This window comes from Oceanobacillus arenosus, assembly GCF_003369575.1.
Classification (GTDB): Bacteria; Bacillota; Bacilli; order Bacillales; family Amphibacillaceae; genus Oceanobacillus; species Oceanobacillus arenosus.
Genome location: NZ_PIOC01000017.1, coordinates 108,531 through 131,708, shown reverse-complemented (window position 1 = coordinate 131,708; position 23,178 = coordinate 108,531). Strand labels below are relative to the sequence as shown.

The 23,178-nt window shown below is 36.9% G+C and carries 18 protein-coding genes; 7 read left to right on the top strand and 11 right to left on the bottom strand.

Annotation, left to right across the window (positions count from 1 at the left end; translation table 11 throughout):
- Nucleotides 1–179 precede the first annotated feature (179 nt).
- From CWR48_RS11285 to CWR48_RS11275, 3 genes are read right to left on the bottom strand one after another with little or no spacing between them, the layout of a single operon-like run.
- Nucleotides 180–998: a S1C family serine protease gene (locus CWR48_RS11285; protein ID WP_115773337.1), complete on the bottom strand. Its 819-nt coding sequence runs from the start codon at nt 996–998 to the stop codon at nt 180–182.
- Nucleotides 999–1,034: 36 nt separating this feature from the next.
- Nucleotides 1,035–3,065 (bottom strand): ABC transporter ATP-binding protein, encoded by a 2,031-nt coding sequence (locus CWR48_RS11280; protein ID WP_115773336.1) that lies wholly within the window; start codon nt 3,063–3,065, stop codon nt 1,035–1,037.
- A complete protein-coding gene (locus CWR48_RS11275; protein ID WP_115773335.1) occupies nt 3,062–4,813 on the bottom strand; it encodes an ABC transporter ATP-binding protein in 1,752 nt (583 codons plus the stop codon). The genes CWR48_RS11280 and CWR48_RS11275 overlap by 4 nt, the downstream gene beginning before the upstream one ends.
- Before the next feature lie 390 nt (nt 4,814–5,203).
- On the opposite strand from CWR48_RS11275, the gene CWR48_RS21000 reads away from it, so the two are divergent.
- On the top strand, nt 5,204–6,157 hold the full coding sequence (locus tag CWR48_RS21000; RefSeq protein WP_115773334.1) for a methyl-accepting chemotaxis protein: 954 nt from the start codon (nt 5,204–5,206) through the stop codon (nt 6,155–6,157).
- Between the two features lie 104 nt (nt 6,158–6,261).
- On the opposite strand, the gene CWR48_RS11265 is transcribed toward CWR48_RS21000, so the two are convergent.
- Nucleotides 6,262–6,498 carry a hypothetical protein gene (locus tag CWR48_RS11265; RefSeq protein ID WP_115773333.1) on the bottom strand — a complete coding sequence of 79 codons (237 nt, stop codon included), beginning with the start codon at nt 6,496–6,498 and terminating at the stop codon, nt 6,262–6,264.
- Nucleotides 6,499–6,761: 263 nt separating this feature from the next.
- On the opposite strand from CWR48_RS11265, the gene CWR48_RS11260 reads away from it, so the two are divergent.
- The 4 genes from CWR48_RS11260 to CWR48_RS11245 all read left to right on the top strand — a co-directional run bounded on the left by CWR48_RS11260 (nt 6,762) and on the right by CWR48_RS11245 (nt 11,342).
- Complete coding sequence (locus CWR48_RS11260; RefSeq protein ID WP_115773332.1) at nt 6,762–7,316, top strand: beta-class carbonic anhydrase; 555 nt, start codon at nt 6,762–6,764, stop codon at nt 7,314–7,316.
- A gap of 254 nt (nt 7,317–7,570) precedes the next feature.
- Nucleotides 7,571–9,079, top strand: coding sequence for a spore germination protein (locus CWR48_RS11255; protein ID WP_115773331.1), 1,509 nt, complete (start codon nt 7,571–7,573; stop codon nt 9,077–9,079).
- An 8-nt stretch (nt 9,080–9,087) separates the two neighbouring features.
- Nucleotides 9,088–10,203, top strand: coding sequence for a GerAB/ArcD/ProY family transporter (locus CWR48_RS11250; protein ID WP_115773330.1), 1,116 nt, complete (start codon nt 9,088–9,090; stop codon nt 10,201–10,203).
- The gene (locus CWR48_RS11245; protein WP_115773329.1) at nt 10,200–11,342 is read left to right on the top strand and encodes a Ger(x)C family spore germination protein; all 1,143 of its coding nucleotides are present in this window, start codon (nt 10,200–10,202) and stop codon (nt 11,340–11,342) included. The genes CWR48_RS11250 and CWR48_RS11245 overlap by 4 nt, the downstream gene beginning before the upstream one ends.
- An 80-nt stretch (nt 11,343–11,422) precedes the next feature.
- Here the strand turns inward: CWR48_RS11245 and CWR48_RS11240 are convergent, their stop codons facing one another.
- The 5 genes from CWR48_RS11240 to CWR48_RS11220 all read right to left on the bottom strand — a co-directional run bounded on the left by CWR48_RS11240 (nt 11,423) and on the right by CWR48_RS11220 (nt 19,678).
- Complete coding sequence (locus tag CWR48_RS11240; protein WP_115773328.1) at nt 11,423–12,493, bottom strand: undecaprenyldiphospho-muramoylpentapeptide beta-N-acetylglucosaminyltransferase; 1,071 nt, start codon at nt 12,491–12,493, stop codon at nt 11,423–11,425.
- 260 nt (nt 12,494–12,753) lie between these two features.
- Nucleotides 12,754–13,941, bottom strand: coding sequence for a NupC/NupG family nucleoside CNT transporter (locus tag CWR48_RS11235; protein WP_115773327.1), 1,188 nt, complete (start codon nt 13,939–13,941; stop codon nt 12,754–12,756).
- 104 nt (nt 13,942–14,045) lie between these two features.
- A complete protein-coding gene (locus CWR48_RS11230) occupies nt 14,046–15,335 on the bottom strand; it encodes an NCS2 family permease (RefSeq protein ID WP_115773326.1) in 1,290 nt (429 codons plus the stop codon).
- 247 nt (nt 15,336–15,582) lie between these two features.
- Nucleotides 15,583–16,824 (bottom strand): 2-oxoglutarate dehydrogenase complex dihydrolipoyllysine-residue succinyltransferase, encoded by a 1,242-nt coding sequence (odhB, locus tag CWR48_RS11225; RefSeq protein ID WP_115773325.1) that lies wholly within the window; start codon nt 16,822–16,824, stop codon nt 15,583–15,585.
- Nucleotides 16,811–19,678 carry a 2-oxoglutarate dehydrogenase E1 component gene (locus CWR48_RS11220; protein ID WP_115773683.1) on the bottom strand — a complete coding sequence of 956 codons (2,868 nt, stop codon included), beginning with the start codon at nt 19,676–19,678 and terminating at the stop codon, nt 16,811–16,813. Before CWR48_RS11220 ends, odhB begins: the two co-directional genes overlap by 14 nt.
- A 621-nt stretch (nt 19,679–20,299) precedes the next feature.
- Between CWR48_RS11220 and CWR48_RS11215 the strand changes: the two genes are divergently transcribed.
- Nucleotides 20,300–20,863, top strand: a complete 564-nt coding sequence (locus CWR48_RS11215; protein WP_115773324.1) for a helix-turn-helix domain-containing protein — start codon at nt 20,300–20,302, stop codon at nt 20,861–20,863.
- On the top strand, nt 20,827–21,693 hold the full coding sequence (locus CWR48_RS11210; protein ID WP_170140748.1) for an IS3 family transposase: 867 nt from the start codon (nt 20,827–20,829) through the stop codon (nt 21,691–21,693). The genes CWR48_RS11215 and CWR48_RS11210 overlap by 37 nt, the downstream gene beginning before the upstream one ends.
- Before the next feature lie 89 nt (nt 21,694–21,782).
- Here CWR48_RS11210 and trmL read toward each other — a convergent pair whose 3' ends face one another.
- A complete protein-coding gene (gene trmL / locus CWR48_RS11205; protein ID WP_115773322.1) occupies nt 21,783–22,256 on the bottom strand; it encodes a tRNA (uridine(34)/cytosine(34)/5-carboxymethylaminomethyluridine(34)-2'-O)-methyltransferase TrmL in 474 nt (157 codons plus the stop codon).
- A gap of 46 nt (nt 22,257–22,302) precedes the next feature.
- On the bottom strand, nt 22,303–23,151 hold the full coding sequence (locus CWR48_RS11200; RefSeq protein ID WP_115773321.1) for an amidase domain-containing protein: 849 nt from the start codon (nt 23,149–23,151) through the stop codon (nt 22,303–22,305).
- Between the last annotated feature and the right edge of the window lie 27 nt (nt 23,152–23,178).

Below are 23,178 nucleotides of genomic sequence, written 5' to 3'. Positions count from 1 at the left end.
GTTAGAAAGCCTTACTATATTTATCATCAAAGTGCTTACTTGATGTAAAGTGCGGACTAGTTTAATGTGCTTAAGGGTTCTCAGTCCAGTCGCTCCAGAAATACACAAAGCTTTGCGCCTAACTTAGTCCGCAGTTTATCAAATAAAGAAAAAAAAGATATGAAACGAGCGAAGGATAATCACTCCGAATGGTATTGATAGTAAAGGCTAATTGGTATGAAGAGCCCTACCCTTCCATATGTATCATGATTCAATGTAGCGAAAATTATGCCAATTACTTCCCCATCTTGATTTAAAATTGGACTTCCACTATTCCCTCTATATACTGGCGCTTCTATCATGATAACCGCTTCATCCCAACTGGATAATTGCATATAGTGGATAATATTTCCCTCGTTTGCGATTCCATTAAATTTTAAAGGATTACCAATAAAGGAGATTGCCTTTCCTGATTCATACGTTGGATTTTTTGCTAAAGGTAAGTAAGGCAAATCCTCTCCATCTACTTCTATCACCGCTAAATCAATCGTTGGGTAGGTTTCGATTACTTTCGCTTGAAAGAGACCATCTTCAGGAAATGCGACCGTCAGTGCATTTTTGTCTTCAATCACATGATAATTCGTTAGGATGATGCCATCACTGGAAATTGCAAAACCTGTCCCTTTGCTATTTTCAGTCTCGATTACAACAACAGCCTGCTTTTGTTGTTGGACAGTTTCACTTGTGGATAATGCTGCTGATGTTTTTAAGAATTCAATCGCAGGAATGGAAAAGGTTTGCGGCAGTAGTGCAAATACATTAAAGAACATTGCAATAGCAATAAGCCAAAACGCCCATTTAGGAAATGGCCGTTTTGGTTTTTTCTCTTTATCATTTTTTTCTTTTAATAGTACTTTCTGGCGTTCTGCTTCAACAAGTTCATAGAGCTCTTCATCATCGAATTCTTCATATAGATCATTATCAATCATATCGTGTTTATCTTGTTCATTTTTGTCCATCCGACATGTCACCTCATAAGTCGATAATCCTTTAATCTATACAGCCGCTTTTACTTTTCCTTGTTGCATCTTATACATTTGATAATATAATCCTTTTTCTGTAATAAGCTGTTCGTGATTACCCTGTTCTTTAATTGTACCATGTTCAAGGACAAAAATAGTATCTGCTTGTTGAATTGTTGATAAACGATGGGCAATCACAAGTGTCGTTCTTCCTTGCTTTAATACGTCTAATGCACGTTGGATCACCATTTCCGTTTCGGTATCAATATTTGCCGTTGCCTCATCTAAAATTAAAATAGCTGGATTAAATGCTAGTGCACGAGCGAACGAGATTAATTGTCTCTCCCCTAACGAGTATGTTGTCCCGCCTTCTGTAACAACCTCTTCGTAAGATTTCGGGAGCTTTTCAATAAATCGGTCAGCACCAACAGCCTTTAATGCTTCGATTGCTCTTTCCTTTGAAATCTTTGGATCATTCATTGTTACATTGGAAAGAATCGTACCAGAGAAGAGAAACGGATCCTGCAGGACAATCCCCATGTAACTCCTAACCTGCTGCCGTGACCATTCCTTCGTGCTAAATCCGTCAATTGTAATTTTCCCTTTTTGCGGGTCATAAAATCGGAATAGTATATTCATGATCGAACTTTTTCCTGAGCCTGTATGACCAACAAATGCGACCGTTTCGCCTGATTTAATTTCAAAGGAGATATCCTTTAGAACATACTCGTCTTCCTTATATGCAAATGATACATGATCAAAAATAATATTTCCTTCGTACTTATTAACCTTATCTAGAACAACTTCTTCACCGTCCATATCCATTAATTCAAATACACGGTTTCCTGCAACTCTAGCCTGCTCCAGTAATGGCAATTGATTAACAATATCTGTTACTGGTTCAAATAAGCGGGTGATATAATCCACGAATGCATAAAGCATTCCAATAGAAATTACACTTGTTAAATCTAATGAAGCACCACCAAAGTACCAAATAAAGCCGACAAAAGTTAAATTTCGAATAACAGTAACTAAGTTATACTGTGTGAGTGCTTGTAATTTCAGCAGCTTCCTTTGATACTTATAATGACGTTCATTCAAGATTTCAAATTCCTCTTGCGTTTTCTTTTCACGATTGAATGCTTGAATAATCGGCATTCCTTGAATCGCTTCATTAATGTTCCCATTAATTTCACTATTTGTTGCGCGAATTACTGTATTATACTTCGTTCCGAAATTTTTATAGACTTTCATCCAAATATAGAGCAAAGGAATAATTGCCAAGCACATTACAGCAAGCTTTATATCTAGAATAAAGAGTGCGACAAATATTCCCGCCATATAGACGGCACTTGTGACAATGATCGATAATACACGTTCATATAGATCTCGTATTGCCTCCGTATCATTCGTAATTCTAGCTAAAATTGTTCCTGCTGGACGGTCAACAAAATAATCTATTGGCACGCGCTGGGTATGGGCGAACAAATCATTTCGCATCTTCTTCACAATCTGGTTAGCAGATTTTTGTAATAAAAACGTTTTGAAGAATTGAAAAAAACCTGCAATTACAATCAAGAACATATATAAGCCCAGCAATAATAAAATAGGCAGTTGCTCTGGTTTATAAAAGGCTGTAACTTCAGATAGAGAGAGTCTTTCCCCACCGAAAGTCAGCGTTTCGTTACCGGTATCAATCGAAATGACACCATCTGCCACACTACGTTTTCCCTCTAATGGGACTTCCTCATCAATTAAATAATAGGTCATACCGATTTGTAAAAGAGTGCTAGCACTTCCTAAATTTCCTTCCTCTGGCGTTAGGCGATCTACACGCTTATACAACAATTCATGATACGAAACCGCGTCTTTGTTTTCTGTGCCAGACACTTCCTGCCAATAACCTTCCACCCCAAGAATGTGATCATCAATGATAGTCTTCGCAATTAATGGACCAGCAAGCTCCAGTGCTACAGCAACCATTAAACAGATTAAACCAATGATGATTCCTTTTTTAAATTGTAATGCATATTGAAATAGTCGTTTTTCTGTTGTCGGCTTCATTCGCTCGCCACCTCCCCATCTTCAAGCTGTTGTGCATTGTATTGCTCTTTATACCACCCATTAAACGCAATTAATGCTTCATGGGTACCTTCTTCGATAATTTTCCCATTTTCCAGCACAATTATATGATCTGCATGCGTAACTGCCGACAATCGATGTGAGGCAATGAAGGTCGTTTTATTTTTACGTTCCCTTCTTAAATGTTCAATTATTTTGGCTTCCGTTTTTCCGTCAACGGCAGACATGGAATCATCTAAAATTAGTATTTCAGGATTTTTAATAAATGCTCTTGCCAGTGCAACTCGTTGCTTCTGTCCGCCAGATAATGTAATTCCCGTTTCTCCAACTTGTGTATCAAGACCATTTGGCAATTGTTTAATATCATCAAGAAAATGCGCGAGATCCATCACTCGGAAAATTTCTTCATCCGTTGCCTCCGTTTTTCCGAACTGAATATTTTCCCGTATTGTTTTTGAAAACATGATTTGATCCTGTGGTACATACCCAATCCAAGATCTGATTTGTTCTAAGCTGATATTCAATAAATCAACATTAGAAATGCTAATTTGACCTGTTAGGCCTGCATACTGTCTGAGTAATAATTTAAATAATGTTGACTTTCCTGCACCCGTTTTTCCAACGATACCAATTGTTTGCCCCTTCTTTACCAACAATGATATATCTGTCAATTGGTTCATCTCTGTACCTGGATAAGAGAAGTTGACATGCGCAAACTGAATAGAGTCAACCTTATTTACGGTTTGAAGTTTCTCAGCATCTTTCACATCTGCTTCGTAATCTAATGTATTATTAACACGATCCAGTGAAGCATTTCCTCGCTGTAAAATATTTATTAATTCCCCAACAGCAAACATTGGCCAAATTAACATCCCAAGGTACACATTAAATGTCACCAAATCACCTAGAGTAATCTTATTTCCAAAGACGAGGAAAGCACCATATCCCAGTCCAATTGCATAGGATAGCCCAACAAGGATTTTCATTGTTGGTTCAAAAAGTGCATCAATCTTAGCAACTTCAATGTTCTTGCTATAGACATTCTCAGTCATATTTTCAAATCTTTCGGCATCCTGTTTCTCCTGAACAAATGCACGAATTACTCGGACACCACGAATCGATTCGAGTACCTCATTATTCATCTCACCAAAGGCTGCTTGTGCTTTAGTAAATCGCGAATGGATTGCTGCACCATATTTATTCATCACAACAGCCATGATTGGTAAAGGAATTAACGCTGCTATCGTCAATTGCCAACTAATGGTGAAGCCCATCACCAGTATGATCATCAACATAAAAATACTTGAATCCACAAGAGTTAATACACCATACCCTGCAGTAAGATTGATTGCTTTAAGATCATTGGTTGATCTTGCCATTAAATCTCCAGTTCGATATTTCCCATAAAAGGTTGGTGTCATTTTTAGAAAGTGGGACATTAAATTGCTTCGAACCCATTTTTCTAAAATTACAGCACCACCGAAAAGCGTGTAATCCCATAAAAACGATATGGTGTAATGAACAACGATAAGTGCTAAATACCCGAGTATTATGCTGGTTAAAAATTGAGTTGTTAGCGAATTAAATTGGATTTGGTCGATTGTAAATCCAACAAGTTTTGGCGGAATTAGCCCAATCGCACTCGCCGTAATAAGTGCTAGTATTGCAAATGTATATCGCTTCCAATAATGTTTAAAAAACCAATCCAATTTCTTAAAAACCTGAAACACTTACCCCACCTTCTCTCTCTGTTTATTTTAAGCACAAAAAAAAGCACACGTCTCTAACGTATGCAATCAAAAAATAGGCTATTCCAAAACCCCTATTTCTCCCAATTACAAAAAGTCACAGACAATTGTGACCTGAAAAGGAAGAAGAATTATCTCTAGTAGAGAATGTCATTCTTACCGATCGAGGTCACACTATTTATGAAATTAATTATCTGAATACGATATACCTTTTCCATAGTAGTAACCTCCCTTCTTTTTATGCTTCTCAATTATTATAGTATTTAGAAAACGGAGAGTCAATAATTTTTTGCAAATTGCTTTACAAATTCTTACAACTAGCCGAATATAATACTATAGTCCTGATCTTATTAAATTACCGGGGGAAGAAAAATGCGAAAAGCAAATAAAATAAAAACACTTGAAGAACAGTTGCATGTAGCACAACAGAAAATAGCTTTATTGGAGCAAGAAAAGTTAAATATCAAACAAGAGCATCAACAATTTCTAAGTGAATTTGAAACAAATTTATTACATACGATTAAGCAACAAGAGCAGGTAAATGGGCAACATCATAATTTAGAGGATCTCGTGATACAGATAAAACATCAATTTGAAGAGATTCAATCCCTTGGTGAACAATCCAATCAACATTCTGAGGAGTTAGTTGTGAAGGGCAATGAAATTGTAAACAATTATGAGAAACTAGCTTCACATACGGGATATTACCTACAAATTGTCGAGCAAAATAAATTATTAATGGATAACCTTGAATTACAAATGGGCAATACTGCAGCAAGGATGCGGGAGCTTGGTGAACATTCCAAGACGATTAGGGAGATTGTTCAAGTTATTAGTGACATTGCGAATCAAACAAACCTACTCGCATTGAATGCTTCCATTGAAGCTGCCCGTGCTGGTGAACATGGAAAAGGCTTTGCGGTGGTTGCTGCTGAGGTTGGTAAGCTTGCGGAAAGCACGAGAGAGAGTACATCAACGATTGATGAAGTTGCAACTACGATTCAAGAACAGATTAAAGATGCAGAACAAGGAACAATTGAGAATCAAGAAACCGTACAAAACTCTACAACATTTAATAATAAGACCGTCGAAATGCTAAGTGAAATGAATACAATTGTAGAAAATTCGAAGGAAATCACAATTAATGTATTAGAGGATATTACGAGTCAGAATAATCTTACAAGTAAAATGGTCAATGAAATCAATCGTACAAATGATTCTTTTGCAACCATTAAACAAACATTACTTCAACATATTAATGACGCTAAAATAGTCGATCAACAATTAGCAGCGGGTATTACTGGAATTAATGAGAAGGTTCATTAATTCTGGCATGCATGCCTTGTTCCGCCATTTACCAAATAGAAGAGAACATGCATCTGGTACAAGTTATTCTCTTCTATTTATCCATATTCAATAGAAGAACAACGTCAATATGTCACATCTTCTATATTTCTTTTGTAACTGTGTCCCAAGTCTACTAGCTTTGCTACCTTTTCAATCGGAACACTAGTGAATTGTGCTATCTCTTCAATTGAAACAAGAGGATTTTTATAAATGAAATTTTGAACATTATTGTTATCATTTAAACATGTAGGACACATGCTAAATGGGCTACTATTCATTGGTAGTTCACATAAACGACAATTCCGAACAAAATCTTCCATTTCTATTCCCCCTTCTTAAAACTGTAATGCTATTATATGCTAAAATTTTGATCGAATCAATAATACTTTTGAATTATTTAGAAAATTTAACAAGCCGTGACTCTTCTCCCATTATACATCTCTTTTCTATCAAAAAACGGGAAATTTTTCTCTATAACACACTTAAGAATACCTAACTATTTAGTCGTAATTTGTCAATAACCTTTCATTTTTTACAATCTTTTGATATAGTTTTTAGATAATATAAAAAAGGAGTTGGTTAGATGCATTTAGAAGAAATGCTGGCATTTAATGAAAAATTTGTTGAGGATAAGCAGTATGAGCAATACAAAACAGATAAATATCCAAATAAAAAAATGGTCATCTTTACTTGTATGGAATCGCGATTAGTTGAATTATTGCAGCGCGCATTAAATATCCGAAATGGTGACGTTAAAATGGTTAAAAATGCTGGTGCAATTATTAGAAAACCTTTCGACAGCATCATGAAGAGTATTCTTGTTGCAGTGTTTACACTAAAAGCTGACGAGGTTGTTGTAATCGGTCATCATGATTGCGGTATGTCACATGTTGATACAGACTCATTAACTGTCAGTATGACTGAGCGTGGAATCCCTCAAGAAACAATTGATACCCTCACACATGGCGGTATTAATTTACATGAAGAATTTCATGGATTTGATACGGTGGAAGAATCAATCATGCAAAGCTTACAAATCATCCGCAATCATCCACTCCTTCCAAAAGAAATCAAAGTTCATGGCCTCGTTATTGATCCTGGCACTGGAAAAGTTGATATCGTTTCAAAAGAAGATTAAAGATTCTCCTTAAATGGTGAATCTTTTTTTTGTAGATAAGAAAATTGTGCTGAAATACTTCTTATGCTGAAACAGCCACATCCAGCTCCAGCACCGTGCTTCTAGCGAGAAATACTTCTTCTCTTGACAATCTAAATCAACAATACACATTCTATCTTCTCATTTCGAAAATAAATAATCTCTCTTAACATACATAATCTTCCACATTATCAACCATAATAATCGTAACTGGTTGAGTATACATGGAGGTTCATATGCGAAAGAGATTTAGATCGAATAAACAAAGCGATAATGTATTTCCGATAGCTATTGATGAACTTAAACAGTTAGTACAAGATAACTTTCCAAATAATCCTGATTTGGCATTTTCTATATATCATCATAACGGAAAGAAAATGGCTGTATTTTTTATTTCATACATGGTTGAAAATGACAAAATTGAAAAATACATATTGGGACCATCATTAACAATGGAAAAGGAATGGTCCACACAAACGCTATTAAACGAAATTCCTTTAAGCGTAGGAAAGACAAGTACCTCAATCGAGGATGTATTATATGGCTTATTATTAGGAAAGGTATTCATTTACATTGAGCAAGAGAAAGAGATTATTGAATATATTTTGCTAAATAAAGAGAAACGCAGTCTAGAAAAGGCGGAAACAGAGTCACTTGTACTTGGTCCCAAAATCGCATTTACAGAATCGCTCATCACGAATCTGAATATTATTCGCTGGCGTATCCGTTCTACCGATTTAGTATTAGAGGAAATTATGGTTGGGAAATCAATCAAACGTGAAGTCCGAATGATTTATATGAAATCCATCGCAAATGAAACAGATGTCAATACAATGCGACAGCGATTACTGGATTTAGATGTGGATGAAGTTGAGGATAGTGCGGTATTAAGTCAATATATTGAAGACTCTTCATCTAATTTATTTCCACAATTTGATACTACAGAATTACCGGATCGATTCACATATGCGATTACAAAGGGTAAAGTCGGATTGCTCCTTGAAAATAGTCCATCTGGCATCATTGCTCCAGCGTCATTATTTAGCTTCTTAGAATCGACCGAAGATTTGTATATGAGATGGCAAACGGGATCCTTTTTACGACTTGCCCGTTTTCTAGCAATGTTTTTCTCAATGATAGTTACTCCTACATATGTTGCAGTCATTACGTATCACTTTGAGATTATCCCTACTCAATTATTACTATCGGTTGGTGAATCCCGTGCTTCAGTCCCCTTTCCACCACTAATAGAAGCCCTCTTGATCGAGTTTATGCTTGAATTATTACGTGAAGCTGGTGCAAGGCTACCAACGAAGGTTGGGCAAACCATGGGTATTGTAGGTGGTATCGTCATTGGACAGGCAGCAGTGCAGGCAGGAATAACGAGTAATATTCTCATTATTGTAGCGGCAATGAGTTCACTTGCTTCTTTTACTGCACCAAGCTACTTGCTAGGAACGACCGTTCGACTTATCCGCTTTCCATTAATATTATTATCCGGCATTCTTGGATTTATTGGCTTGATGTTCGGAATTTGTCTATTAATTATTCATCTATTACGCTTAACATCATTAGGCACACCTTATCTTGCCCCACTGTATCCTTTAAGTTTACAAGACTTTAATAATGTTTTTTATCGTCTCCCATTTAATATGGAGAACAACCGAGCGAAATTCAATCGACCAAAAGATTTAGTTCGATATAGTGCAAAGGAAGCGAGAAAAAAACAAGATATTGATGAATAGGTGATCACATGGAAATAAACAGCAATGTAAAATCTCGCTTGCAGTTCCCTGCTTTTTATTTATTTTTTATTATGTATGGTGCGCAAACCGGAGTTGGCATAATGGGGGTTCCAAAATATATCTTTAAAGAGGCTAAGCAAGATTCATGGATCTCGATTTTACTGGCATATATTTTGTTAATAACGATTGTGTCTGTTATGCTTGTCATTTTAAAACAGTATGAGAATGCTGATATTTTTGGTATACAAGTAGATATATTTGGAAAATGGATTGGAAAATTATTTGGAACCATTTATATCCTATATTTCTTTTTTACCCTACTATCTATTTTATTGAATTACATTGAAGTAATCAAAGTCTATCTATTCCCTACTATCTCCTCCTTTTCTATGGGGTTATTATTTATCATCTTAATCATCTATTGTGTGCTCGGTGGTATTCGAACGATTGTCGGCCTAACCTTTTTTTTCGTTATATTATCCTCATGGATACTGTTCCCACTATATGATCCGATTACAAGAATGGATTGGGATCATTTCGTCCCGATGTTCCATGCTACTGTTCCTGAACTTTTAAAGGGAACGAAAGCAACAACCTATTCTATTACTGGGTTTGAACTGTTATTCGTTATATATCCATTCATTCAAAACAAAGAAAAAATAAAACTGCCTTTGTTTCTAGGACTAGGTTATACCATTATTAGTATCCTAATCGTGACAGTAATTTCTATTGGTTATTTCAGTCCATTGGATCTTGCAGACATCGACTGGGCAACATTAAACTTATTCAAAAATGTTTCCTACTCATTTATTGAGCGATTGGATAATCTGATTATCTTTGAGTGGATGATGGTCATTTTACCAAATCTAGTTCTGCACATGTGGGGAATGACCTATGGAATGAAGAGACTTTATAAAATTTCACAAAAGACCACATTATATACTGCTTCTATTATCACCCTGATTTTCATTAGTTTTATTAAACATGATAAGGATGTCACCATGCTTACCGATTCAATTGCACAAATTGGATTTTGGCTACTTTTTGTTTATCCATTAATCCTTCTACCAATTGTACTGGTTAAGAAGAAGATGCGAAGACCACGAGCGGAGGTTAAGAAATGAAATTAATTCAATGTTCGCTATTAATCATGGTTAGCCTAACCCTTGTTAGTTGTATTCCTACTAAGGAAATCGAGAGAATAGGGGTAATTACGAGTCGTGGCACCGATCAGATAGAAGATGGTGAAATCGAAACTACACTGATGATTTACCAGTTTACAAAGAAAAATGGTATGGTTGCAATGCCTGTATTTGGAAAAGGAACAACAATAAAAGGCGCACTAGAGAATGCAAAACTAGAATCAAATTTTGATTTAGTTGAAGGGAAAATACAACTAGAATTATATGGAATGGAACTAGCAAAGAAGGGAATTTTTCCGTATCTTGATACATTGAATCGAGACGCAAGACTCCCTGATTCCATGTATTTAGCAATTAGTGTTCCCACCGCAAAAGAAATATTAACGAAAGATGAACAAAGTATTTCAAATAACGTTGGCGAACATTTACATGGAATAATAGAAGAGAATGCACCTGACCATCCAATTCCCCCTCGCATAACGTTACAAAGCTTCTTAACTAAATATTATGATATTGGTATTGATCCTACCTTACCAATTATTGGAATAGAAGATAATATACCTAAAATAAAATCAATTGCAATTTTTCGTAATGATAAATTGGTCGGGGAAATTGAATCGAAATATCTTTTACTTTTTAAAATACTAGAACAAACGGTTAAAAACGATAAGTTTCAATTGTCACTACCAATGAAACCATTTGAAAAATATCTAAAGGGCTATAGAAAACCATCGCAAATTAAAGATGGATTACATATTGCCTTAGGGTTAGTTAAATCGAAAGAACACTCATCATTAGTTGATAAGCAAAATAAACTCTTTCAGACGAATATTACTTTAGATGTAAATCTATTAGAAATATCAGAGTCAATAGATTTAAGTGATGAGAAATCTCTGACATTATTAGAAAAAGAAATGGGTAAGAAAATTGAAAAGCGTGCGCAGGAAATTTTTGCTCGGCTTCAAGAAATGAATGCAGATTCATTTGGATACGGAAAAATCTATCGCATGAAGCAAAAGAATGGAAAGCTAACAGAAAAAGAATGGCGTGAAATATATCCAAACATCAAGGTAGAGTTCAACGTAAAAACCACAATTTCACGACATGGTTCCGTTGACTGAGGATATTTGTTGAATGATTGCTTGTAAACTTTTGAAAATCCCATTGCATCCTAAAAACAATGGGATTTTCCACATAGCAATTATTTGCCAATTTCTTCTAATATCTCGATGACACGGTCACGGGATTTCTCACTTTTGTATGCTTTCATATGATCGGTCATCATCGGTGCATATTCCTTTAGTTGTATAAGTTCGTGAATCAATGTTTCCTTTGTTAATCCTTCTTCCTGTAATACACGTGCATAACGCTTTTCAACAAAAGAGTTCGCATTAATGATTTGATCACCACGACTCGCTTCCTTCGATAACGGAATTAGCAGCATTGGAATACGTAGTGCAAGGAATTCGAAAATTGCATTCGAACCCGCTCGTGACAGAACATAATCGGTTGCAGCAAATATATCCTTCAGTTCTTCATTAACATACTCAAATTGGACATAGCCTTTTTCATGGATAGACGTGTCGACCTTATCCTTTCCACAAATATGAATGATTTGGAATGATGATAAAAGCTCCGGCAAACTGGCCCTAACCGTTTCATTCATTTTATAGGAGCCACCACTTCCACCCATGACTAGCAGTACGGGTTTTTCTTTAGTCAAACCGGAAATTGCTAACCCCTTCTCTTTCTTTCCTTGAAAAAGTTCATCCCGAATAACAGCACCAACATATTCTGCTTTCTTCTCTGGTAAGAAGTTCATCGTTTCAGGGAATGTTGCGAGTACCTTTTTCGCAAATGGAATCGAAAGTTTATTGGCAAGTCCTGGTGTATAGTCTGACTCATGAATAGCTACTGGAACACCACGTAGTTTCGCGGCCATCACAACAGGAACCGACACAAATCCGCCTTTTGAAAAGATGATGGATGGTTTACGTTTTCCTATAATCCGAAACGCTTGCATCGTTCCCTTCATCACTTTAAACGGATCCTTCAGATTTTCCTTTGATAAATACCGACGGAGCTTCCCAGTTGAAATCGGGTGATATGTAACATCATCAAACTGACCAATTAGCTCCCGTTCAATTCCATTATGTGAACCGATATAATCAATTTCCCAACCTTTTTTTTGATAGACTGGTATTAATGCGAGGTTAACGATAACATGGCCTGCTGTTCCACCACCAGTGAAGAGAATTCGTTTCTTTTTCATAAGTTAAACTTCCTTTCTATCACAAATCCTATATTATTAGAAATAATAATCTTTATGCTAATGGATTGCTCTCTCTATCCTATTAGAAAATAATAAAAAAAGGAAGAGCATTATGTACGAAACTGTGGGGATCAAAAGAAATTGCTTTACTATAGAGAATGATCTACATACAGAAAAAATTGAAGCAACCATGACAATATTCCACGCAACCTGATATGTTGCAGAAAAAGCGAGGGATCATCTCCCTCGCTTTTTTCATTTTATAGGAAAAGTCCTACAATTGTAGCAGATAAAATTGATGTCAGTATCCCGCTAATTAGCAGTTTCAAGCCAAATCCTGATACAATCCCTGCTTTCTTATCATCAATCCCCTTCACTGTGCCTGCGATAATTCCAATTGATGAAAAGTTAGCAAAGCTCGTTAAGAATACCGTTAAAATCCCAATTGTTTTTTCAGACAATGTATCAAGTAATGGTTGGAGCTCAAGCATTGCAACAAACTCGTTTGTCACAATTTTTGTCCCCATAATGGAACCAGCTTGTAATACTTCATTAGGAGCAATCCCCATTAACAAACCAAACGGCGCAAAGATATAGCCGAGGATTTGCTGTAATGTTACACCAGCGAACACAAGCTGAATTAGCCAGTTTACCAATTCTAACGATGCAATAAACGCGATGAGCATCGCGGCAACAATTAGTGCAATTTTTCCACCTTCAAGCGCACCATTCCCCATTGCTTCAAAGAGACTCTTATCATTTGAAACATCACTAATATCTACTTCGTCCTCTTCTTTTGGTACCCGAACTGGCGCGATTACGGATGCAACCATCAAAGCACTAAACATATTTAATGGTAATGCCACTAAAATATAGTTTGCAGGTAACATTTGCAAATAAGAACCAACAATAGAGGCTGAAACTGAGTTCATTGCCGACGCACTTACAATGAATAATCGATTGGCATTTAAGTGATGAAACTGGGACTGGATGGCAATCATTGCCTCCGATTGTCCAAAGAAAATACTATTAACCCCATTAAATGATTCGATTTTCGGTAAACCTGTAATTTTTGAAACAAGTCCACCGATATACTTAATAACCAACGGGAGAATTTTCAAATACGTTAATACGGAAAGCAGTGTGGCAAAGAAGATAATCAACAGCAGTACATTGAAGAAAAACACGCCGCCTTCATTTGTGACAACTCCTCCGAGTACAAAGTCAATCCCTACTCTGCCAAACTCAATTAATTTATTAAATAATGCGGAAATACCGTTTATAATTGTTTGTCCAATCGTTGTTGAAAACATAAACCATGTAATTAATAGCTGCAATACCAGCATGATTCCAAGACTTTTAAAGTTAACATTTTTCTTGTCATTTGAGAGCAAATACGCAATTGCTAATGTGACAATTATCGCTAGTGCTCCTAATAGAATACCCAAGCATTTAGCCTCCCTGTATTTCGAACATAGATTCAATTCAAGTGTTATGTAATGTAGTTTAGTTATACCCTATTCAGCCAATTATTAACATAAGGATGATTCATTTAGCTCATCGGGAAGAAAATCATTTGAATGATAAAAATGATTGCAAATATATATAATATCCAGTGTACTTCTTTCCCTCTTCCAGTTACTAATTTCAATATTGGATAGGTGATAAATCCAAGAGCAATTCCTGTTGAAATACTAGAAGTAAGCGGCATAGTAAGGATAACAATAAAAGCAGGAAACGCTTCATCAAATGCTTTCCAATTAATTTTGGCTAAGCCTTGCATCATAAAGCTACCGACAATAATTAGAACTGGTGCTGTAATTGCTGGTACATTTGCAATTACACTAATAATTGGCGTGAAGAAAATCGAAAGTCCGAATAGAACCGCGACTACTACAGAGGTTAATCCTGTTCTACCACCGGCTGCAACACCTGATGTCGATTCAATATATGCAGTAGATGGGCTAGTACCAAACATTGAACCAACTGTAGTTGCAGTTGCATCTGCAAGTAATGCCTGTTTCGCACGTGGCATTTTGCCATCCTTCATATATCCAGCTTGTTCAGCTACACCAATCATCGTCCCTGTCGTATCAAATAAAGTGACTAATAAAAAGGCGATAATAACGGTATATAGTCCATTTGTGAACACGCCAGCAATATCCATATCAAAGAAAACAGGCGCTGGTGGTGTTGAAACAATACCATCAAAGTGAAGCTGTCCAGTGAAGAGGGCAATAATCGCTGTTACAAGCATTCCGAAAAATAATGCTCCTTTAATGTTTAACACATATAAGATTAACGTAATAAATAGGCCAACAATCGTGAGGACGATCATCGGATCTGTGATAGCACCTAAACCAACAATATTTGCTTCATTCGGAACGACTAATCCTGAATTTTTTAATCCAACAAAGGCAATAAATAAACCAATTCCAGCCGTAATCCCATATTTGAGTGATGCAGGAATAGAAAGGATAAGCAACTCCCGTAATTTAGTAAAACTTAATAATAAAAATATAACCCCTGCTAGAAAAACCGCTCCTAAAACAACTTGATAAGAGAGACCTTGTGCAGCAACAACACTTGCAAAATATGCATTCAAGCCCATACCTGGAGCAATCGCGATTGGATAATTTGCGAATAACCCCATCATTAATGTTCCAACAACAGCAGAAATAACGGTTGCCATAAATACTTGGTCAAATGGAACACCCGCACCAGACAATATTGCTGGGTTAACGAAAACAATATACACCATTGTCATAAATGTAGTTAGCCCCGCTGTAAGTTCTGTTCGGATATTCGTATTATTTTCTTTTAATTTAAAGAATTCTTTCATGTTAAACACCATGCTTTCCGAATTAAAATAATCAACCTTATCTATATTATTCGTTTTACTTATGTTTTGCAATGGAAGAGTTTTTAAATCAGGAAATTACTTTTGCAATTTTACAGCTAAGCTAAGGTTGAAGTATCTTTCGTTAGGAGCAATGCATCTGAAAGGTGATTTATCTAGGAAAAGGCAAATAAAAAGAGAACCTCAATTTGTATCTTGCAAATTGAGGTTCTCTCATATTGGCTAATTATTAACCTTCTAATAATAAATCGGTAGGGTCTTCTAGCATTTGCTTAATTCGTACTAAGAAACTAACTGCTTCTTTTCCATCAACAATTCGGTGGTCATACGAAACTGCCAAGTACATCATCGGACGTACTTCGATAGAGTCATCTGGCATTACGACTGCTCGTTTGACAATATTATGCATTCCAAGAATCCCAACCTGTGGTGCATTTAAAATTGGTGTAGACATCATTGATCCAAATGTACCACCATTAGTAATCGTAAATGACCCACCTTGTAAATCACTTAATGCAAGTTTATTATCACGGGCTTTTTCACCGAGGGTAGCGATTTCCTTCTCTACACCAGCGAATGTAAGACGATCTGCATCACGTACTACTGGGACAACTAAACCATCATCCGTTGATACCGCAATCCCAATATCATAGAATTTCTTAATGACTAGCTCCGAACCTTGAATTTCGGCATTAAGAAGTGGGAATTCTTTCAGTGCGCCCACAACCGCTTTTGTAAAGAAGGACATAAATCCAAGCTTCACACCATGTTTTTTGGTGAAATTCTCTTTTCTCTCACTACGTAACTTCATGATTGCCGACATATCTACTTCATTAAAAGTTGTTAGCATCGCAGCCTCTTGTTGTACACTTACTAAGTTCTTCGCGATGGTTTGACGTCTACGTGTCATTTTCACGCGTTCAACAGGCTTTTCGAATTCTGTACGTGCGGGATTCGCTTCTTCCTTTTTAACTTGCTTCGTTTCTTTTTTATTACTTGCAGCAGATGCATGTGCTTCTACATCATCCGGACGGACACGACCAAGTGGATCACGGGGACTAATTGCATTTAAATCAATATTCAACTCACGCGCACGTTTCCTTGCTGCTGGTGATGCCATAACATCCGATTTATTTGCACTAACCTCTTCTTGTTTTTCAGGTACTTTCACGGTTTCTTCCATCGCTTCTACTTTTGCTGGTCCTGCTTCTTTTCCCGAAGTTGCGCTTGCTGTTCCGCTTTCATCAAGCTTGGCAATTACATCACCAACTTGAACATCCTCGCCTTCCCCCTGAATAATTTCCGTGATGACGCCAGTAAAATCCGAGTTCACTTCCACGTTAACCTTATCCGTTTCAAGTTCAACAATTGCGTCACCTTTCTCAATCTTATCTCCCTTTTGAACGAGCCATTCTGCAATTGTACCTTCTGTGATTGATTCTGCGAGTTCTGGTATTTTAATTTCCTGCACTTGAATTTCCCCCTTTTGAAAACTTGATTGCTTGTTGTATTATTAGATTTTGTTCATATTTATGGACATTTGGTAAGCCTGTAGCTGGAGCAGATCGGTCTGGACGTCCAATATAACGCAATTTCTGTCCCTCTTGTAAATGCTCCTGTAAATAGTCTTCAACAAAATCCCATGCACCCATATTCTTCGGTTCTTCTTGTACCCAAACAATTTCTTCTATATTTGGTAATTCATTGATTACCTTTTCTAGTTCCTCTTTAGGAAACGGATAGATTTGTTCAAGACGTAATGCACGTAACCAATCATAATTTTCTTCTGAGTTTTCAATTGCTTCTTCAATCTCAACCATTACTTTACCACTGCCAATTAATAGGCGTTTTGCACTTCCCTTGCTTATTTCTAAGTTTGGTTGGTCCTTTAAGGCTTCAAATCTTCCTTCTGTAAATTCATCTGCTGCCGATGAAACACGATTATTTCGAATTAGACTACTCTTCGGCGTCATCACAATTAGTGGTCTTGCCTCATCATGACCACCCATTGCCGCCTGTCTACGAACTAAATGGAAGAACTGCGCAGATGATGATGGATACGCAATGATTAAGTTATTCTCTGCAGCCATTTGCAGATATCTTTCCAATCTTGCACTTGAGTGTTCGGGTCCTTGTCCTTCATAGCCATGTGGTAAAAGGATAATTAAATTCGATTTATCGCCCCACTTTGCACGTGCAGCTCCAATAAATTGGTCGAAAATGATTTGCGCAACGTTAGCGAAATCACCAAATTGTGCTTCCCAGATTACCAATGTTTCTGGTGACTGAATACTATAGCCATATTCAAATCCAAGCACTGCTACTTCTGATAATGGACTATTGCGAATTTCAAATGATGCATTTGCTTCATCAAGTCCATGAAGTGGTACATACTTTTCACCTGTTACCGTGTCGTTCAGTGCCGCATGACGATGTGCAAACGTACCACGCTCTGAATCTTGTCCTGTAAGGCGTATTGGGATGCCATCTTTTATTATCGATGCATATGCTAATGCTTCGCCTGTTCCCCAATCTACTTTATTCCCTTCATCAAACGCAGCTTCACGACGTTTCAGAATTTTCTCCGTCTTTTTGAAGCCATTAAAGCCCTCAGGTCGCTTCATTAACCCTTGACTTAATGCTTTTAATGATTCTAAATCAATTCCCGTTTCGTAGATATCAAGATCGCTTAATAATGCTTTCGGCATATTTAGGACCTCTGTTTCAACTGTTTCATTTTCTTTCATACTCGTATAAATTTCTCGTAATTCCTTATCCACATTCTCTTCCAATTCCTCTAAATGGTTTCCTCCGATAATATTTCTCTCCTTCAGTGCCATGGCAAATACTTTTGTCACCGTTGGATGGTTATCGATTTCTTGATAGAGCTTTGGTTGAGTTGTTCTTGGTTCATCCATTTCATTATGGCCATAGCGGCGATAACCAACAAGATCAATAAGAAAATCTTTATTGAATTTCTTCCGGTATTCATAAGCAATCTTGATTGCCGAAATACAGGAAATAGGGTCATCAGCATTTACTCGGATAATTGGAATTTCAAACCCTTTTGCCAAGTCACTTGCATAGCGAGTGGAACGACCATCCTCACGGTCCGTCGTATAACCTAAAAGATTATTCGCGATAATATGAACCGTTCCTCCAGTATTGTAACCAGGCAGCCCACTAAGATTGAGTGTCTCCGCAACAACACCCTCACCAATAAACGCAGCATCCCCATGGATTACCACACAGAATGCCTTATTGACATCTCTAATAGGATTGCCCTTTTTCGAGCGATCATCCTGCGCTGCTCTTGTAAATCCTTCGACTACTGGATTGACAAATTCTAGATGGGAAGGATTATGTGCTAGTGTAATTCTTGTCGTTTCATCGCCATCCTTCACTTCTCTTTTTGCTCCGAAGTGATATTTCACATCCCCTGTCCAACCATAATTTATACCCCTTGATCCCTCGGAAGGAATCAATTCTTTATTTGGTGAACTATGAAATTCAGAAAAGATTCTATCATATGGCTTTCCCAGTACATGTGCGAGTACTGCTAAACGACCCCGGTGAGCCATTCCCATCATAATATTTTCCACCTTGTCAGTTATCGCATCATTCACAATCTGATCCAGCATCGGCACCATTACCTCTAACCCTTGGATAGAAAATCGCTTTTGCCCGACAAAGGTTTTCTGTAAGAAGTTTTCGAAGCCTTCAACATGTACTAAACGCTCTAATATTCGTTTTCGTACACCAGGAGATAACTCTAATCGAGCATTACCTGATTCAATTAATTCAAATAACCACGCACGTTCTTCATCATTATTCACATGATCATATTCAAAGGTAATTGTACCCGTGTAATATTTCTTTAATGTGTTAACAACATCCAGACCATTCTCCACGTCACTTGGTGCTTTCTCCCAAAGCCACGCCGCTGGAATCTCCTCTAAATCTTCTTCTGTTAGTTTATAGGTTGATGGATCAATTGCTCTCAGGTCATTCTCGTCCTTATACTCACCTACTGGGTAAATATCTGCAGCCTGATGACCGTAACGTCTAATAGCCTCAACAAGTTTCAATGCTGAGGAAAGCTTTTTTACTTTGTTTATTGTTAAATTGATTGATGTTCCAGAAATATCTTGGACATTATGATTCATCCATTCAGGTGCACCATATGTATCAAAGATTTCTTTGATTGAAGCCTCAACAGCATCTGGATTCTGTTTGTATAAATCATATTGTTGCTCAATATACCCCTTATTCGGTCCATAAAACTGTTCCCAGAATCTTTTAGTAGATTCCCTAAATTCTACTATCACGATGTCTACCTCCATAAAGTCATTCCCGTAATGTAAACGGTTAATATTTACATAAATATTATAAACTGCCCCTACAACTACTAATATACCCTATTTTCTGATAGTGTTCAATAAATCTATAAGAAAAGAATTATTCTAATTACCCTTTATTTCCCCAATTCTAAATTAAAACGCTATTTTCATATTTATTTATTCACTTTAACTTTATTATTCGTTATAATGAGGGTATTATTGGTAGTTAAGTAAGTATATTAACTTTCTTACTACATAAGTCAACTAAGGCAGTCAGTTTTCTAATAAATATGCTCTTTAATACATATTGATTGTAAGGGAGGATTTACGGATGAAACTAGCGTTAATATTCGGTGTCATCATTACATTTATCATTGCTGACTTCACTTCCGGTTATGAAGCTAAACCAGGAGTACCTAAGAAAAATCAATAAAGTGAAACTTCAATCGGTGGGTTTTTTTCCATCCCCACCGATTGTTAGTTGAACCGAATCGGACATTTACGGGATAAAGTGAGTCTACATTATCATCGTTAATATGCAAAAGACCACCAGGGTACCGACCCCCGAAAGTTAGAGTAGAAAATCTAACTTTCGGGGGTGTTTTTATGGCCAAATATAGTGAAGAATTTAAAATAAAACTTGTCACCGAGTATTTGTATGGGAAGATTGGATATCGATTATTGGCAAGAAAATATAATATGCCTAGTAGTACCCCATTAAAAAATTGGGTGAGCTCCTATAAAGCACGGGGTATGGATGGATTAAAACGAAGAAAGACGAAGAAGGAGTATTCTGTTCAATTTAAATTAGATGCGGTACAATTTATGTTAGAAACAGGTGCTTCTTATCAGGAAACTGCTGTTCAATTTCAATTGAACTACACTTCCTTAATTGTACGTTGGTTGAAAGCATTTCGTGAACAAGGAATAGAAGGCCTGAAACCAAAATCAAAGGGGCGACCTTCTATGTCTAAGAAAACCAATAATCAAAAGAAAAAAGAAGAGAAGAAGTTAACACGTGAAGAAGAATTAGAACGCGAGATTGAATTATTGCGACTGGAAAATGCGTACCTAAAAAAGTTGAGAGCTTTTCGGGAGAATCCCAATGCCTTTCTCGAAAAGCACAAACAAAAGTGGCATTCGAACTTAAAGAAGAAGGATTCCGATTAAAGGATATTCTCCTTGTCGTAGGCATTCCGGAAGCAACCTACCACTACCATGTGAAAAATTTTGGCAGAGAAGATTCGGACGTAGAAATAAAAGAAATCATTACAGATCTATTTAAAAAGTTTCATGAACGCTATGGTTATAAACGTATCACGAAAGAATTAAAGAAATTAGGACATTCTATCAACCATAAAAAAGTGTATCGTATTATGAAGGAACTAGGATTAAAATGTGTGAAATTTATGCGGAAATCCCGTAAATACAATTCCTATAAGGGAAAGGTTGGAAAAGTGGCAAAGAACAGATTATCCCGCCGATTTAGTACACCTATCCCACTTCAGAAATTAGTAACCGACATTACAGAATTCAAGTGCCGAGGCGAAGAAAAGTTATATTTAAATCCGATTCTCGACCTTTATAACGGAGAAATTATTGCGTATGAAATCAAGAAACGTCCAACGTTAGATCTTGTCATGAAGCCTTTAGAAGAAACAATAGAGATAATAAAGAATCGTGCAACCTACCGCACCACCATCCATTCCGACCAAGGCTGGCATTATCAGCACAATCAGTGGGTGAGGACATTAAAAGAAAATAAAGTGTTCCAGAGTATGTCACGTAAAGCAACTTGCGCAGACAATGCTTCGATGGAGAACTTCTTTAGCATTTTAAAGCAAGAAATGTATTATGGGGAAGAATTAGTAAGCTATGAAGAATTAAAAAGTCGGATTGAAGAATATATCTACTGGTACAACCATGAACGATCAAAAGAAAAATTGGCTGGATTGAGTCCAGTCGAATACCGAACTCAATCCAGCCAATCAGCTGCATAATAAAAACTCTAACTTCTGGGGGTAACCACCCAGCTATAAACTCGCCTGGTGGTCTTTATCTTTGGATCATTTTTATGGTTCTTCATATTTTAAGTAAGGGTTGGAAAGCCTTGTTGCCTAAGCGCTTCATATATAATGATTGCAGCGGTGTTCGATAAGTTAAGTGACCGTACTTTATCATTCATATGGATCCGTAGACATTTATCTTCTTTACCAATTAGTAAATCCTTTGGTATTCCAGTAGTTTCCTTTCCGAATACAAAGAATATATCCTGCTCTGAATTACCGAAATCATAATCGGTATAATGCTTCGTACCGAAATTTTCAATATAATAGAATTCTCCATTCGGATATTGTTCGTAAAGATCCTCAATTGAAGCATATTCTTTCACATTCACATTTTTCCAATAATCTAATCCTGCACGACGAAGCATTTTATCATCGGTTGAGAAGCCAAGTGGATGGATTAAATGTAAGGTTGTATCGGTTGCTAGACAGGTTCTTCCAATATTCCCAGTATTTGCTGGTATCTCTGGTTGAAATAATACGACATGTAAACTCACTTTATTCATTCTCCTAACCATAATCATTTCAACCAATAGTATACCACTACTCCCCACTAATTCTAAAAAATTTATATTGGATATTCGGTGTCCATGCAGTGGAATCCTCGTAAGACCAATAACGATGCCTGCTATTATCCGTATGTGCATTCACTAACGGCATCCCATAAGCATCCTTGGCAACAACAATCGTATTATGATCCCATTTGCCATTCCCTTGAAAATCATAACAAATGACATCTCCAGGAATCAGTTTCGCTGCATCCATCATTTCTTTTGCCTGTAGTCCTTGTCTCGACCCACTCAAATACCATCTTAATGAATGTGCTACCGCCCAACTGAAGCTCCAGTTATTACCCACATACCACCAGCCACGTTCCCTAACGCTTGCACCATGCATCGGCGCCCCCCCAGCACGTAGGCATTGGGAAATAAAATTGGTGCAGTCGACGGTAAATTTATGATACTCAGGATTATAGCCATTCCACCAACGCTCTGCATATTGAACTGCTGCTAGCCGATCATATGAAAAACGTGCAACAATCGCTTCTGCTTCACGTTCTGGAAAGGTGATTTCCCCTTCTTCTACTTCTCTTTCTTTTATCTTATCATGGTTCATTATCTCGTTTCGTGAATTGATAGAAAATTGATATGGGATGACCTGCTCCTCAATATGAAAATGCTTATCCTGTTTGATTAAGTACGTAAGATGGATTAAATATCGGTCATGCTGTTCATGATCGAAGCGAATCTTTTCAAATACCCGACCATTTCCCTCGATCCGAACAATTTCCCCTCCTCGTTCCTCCCATAGCGCTTTCTTTCGATTCCACCAGCTATCCTCATTCTGTTCCTGACGAAAAAAGTCCAACCAAAAAGCTTTTATTTTCTCCATGAAAAATCCCCTCCATATCAATTATAT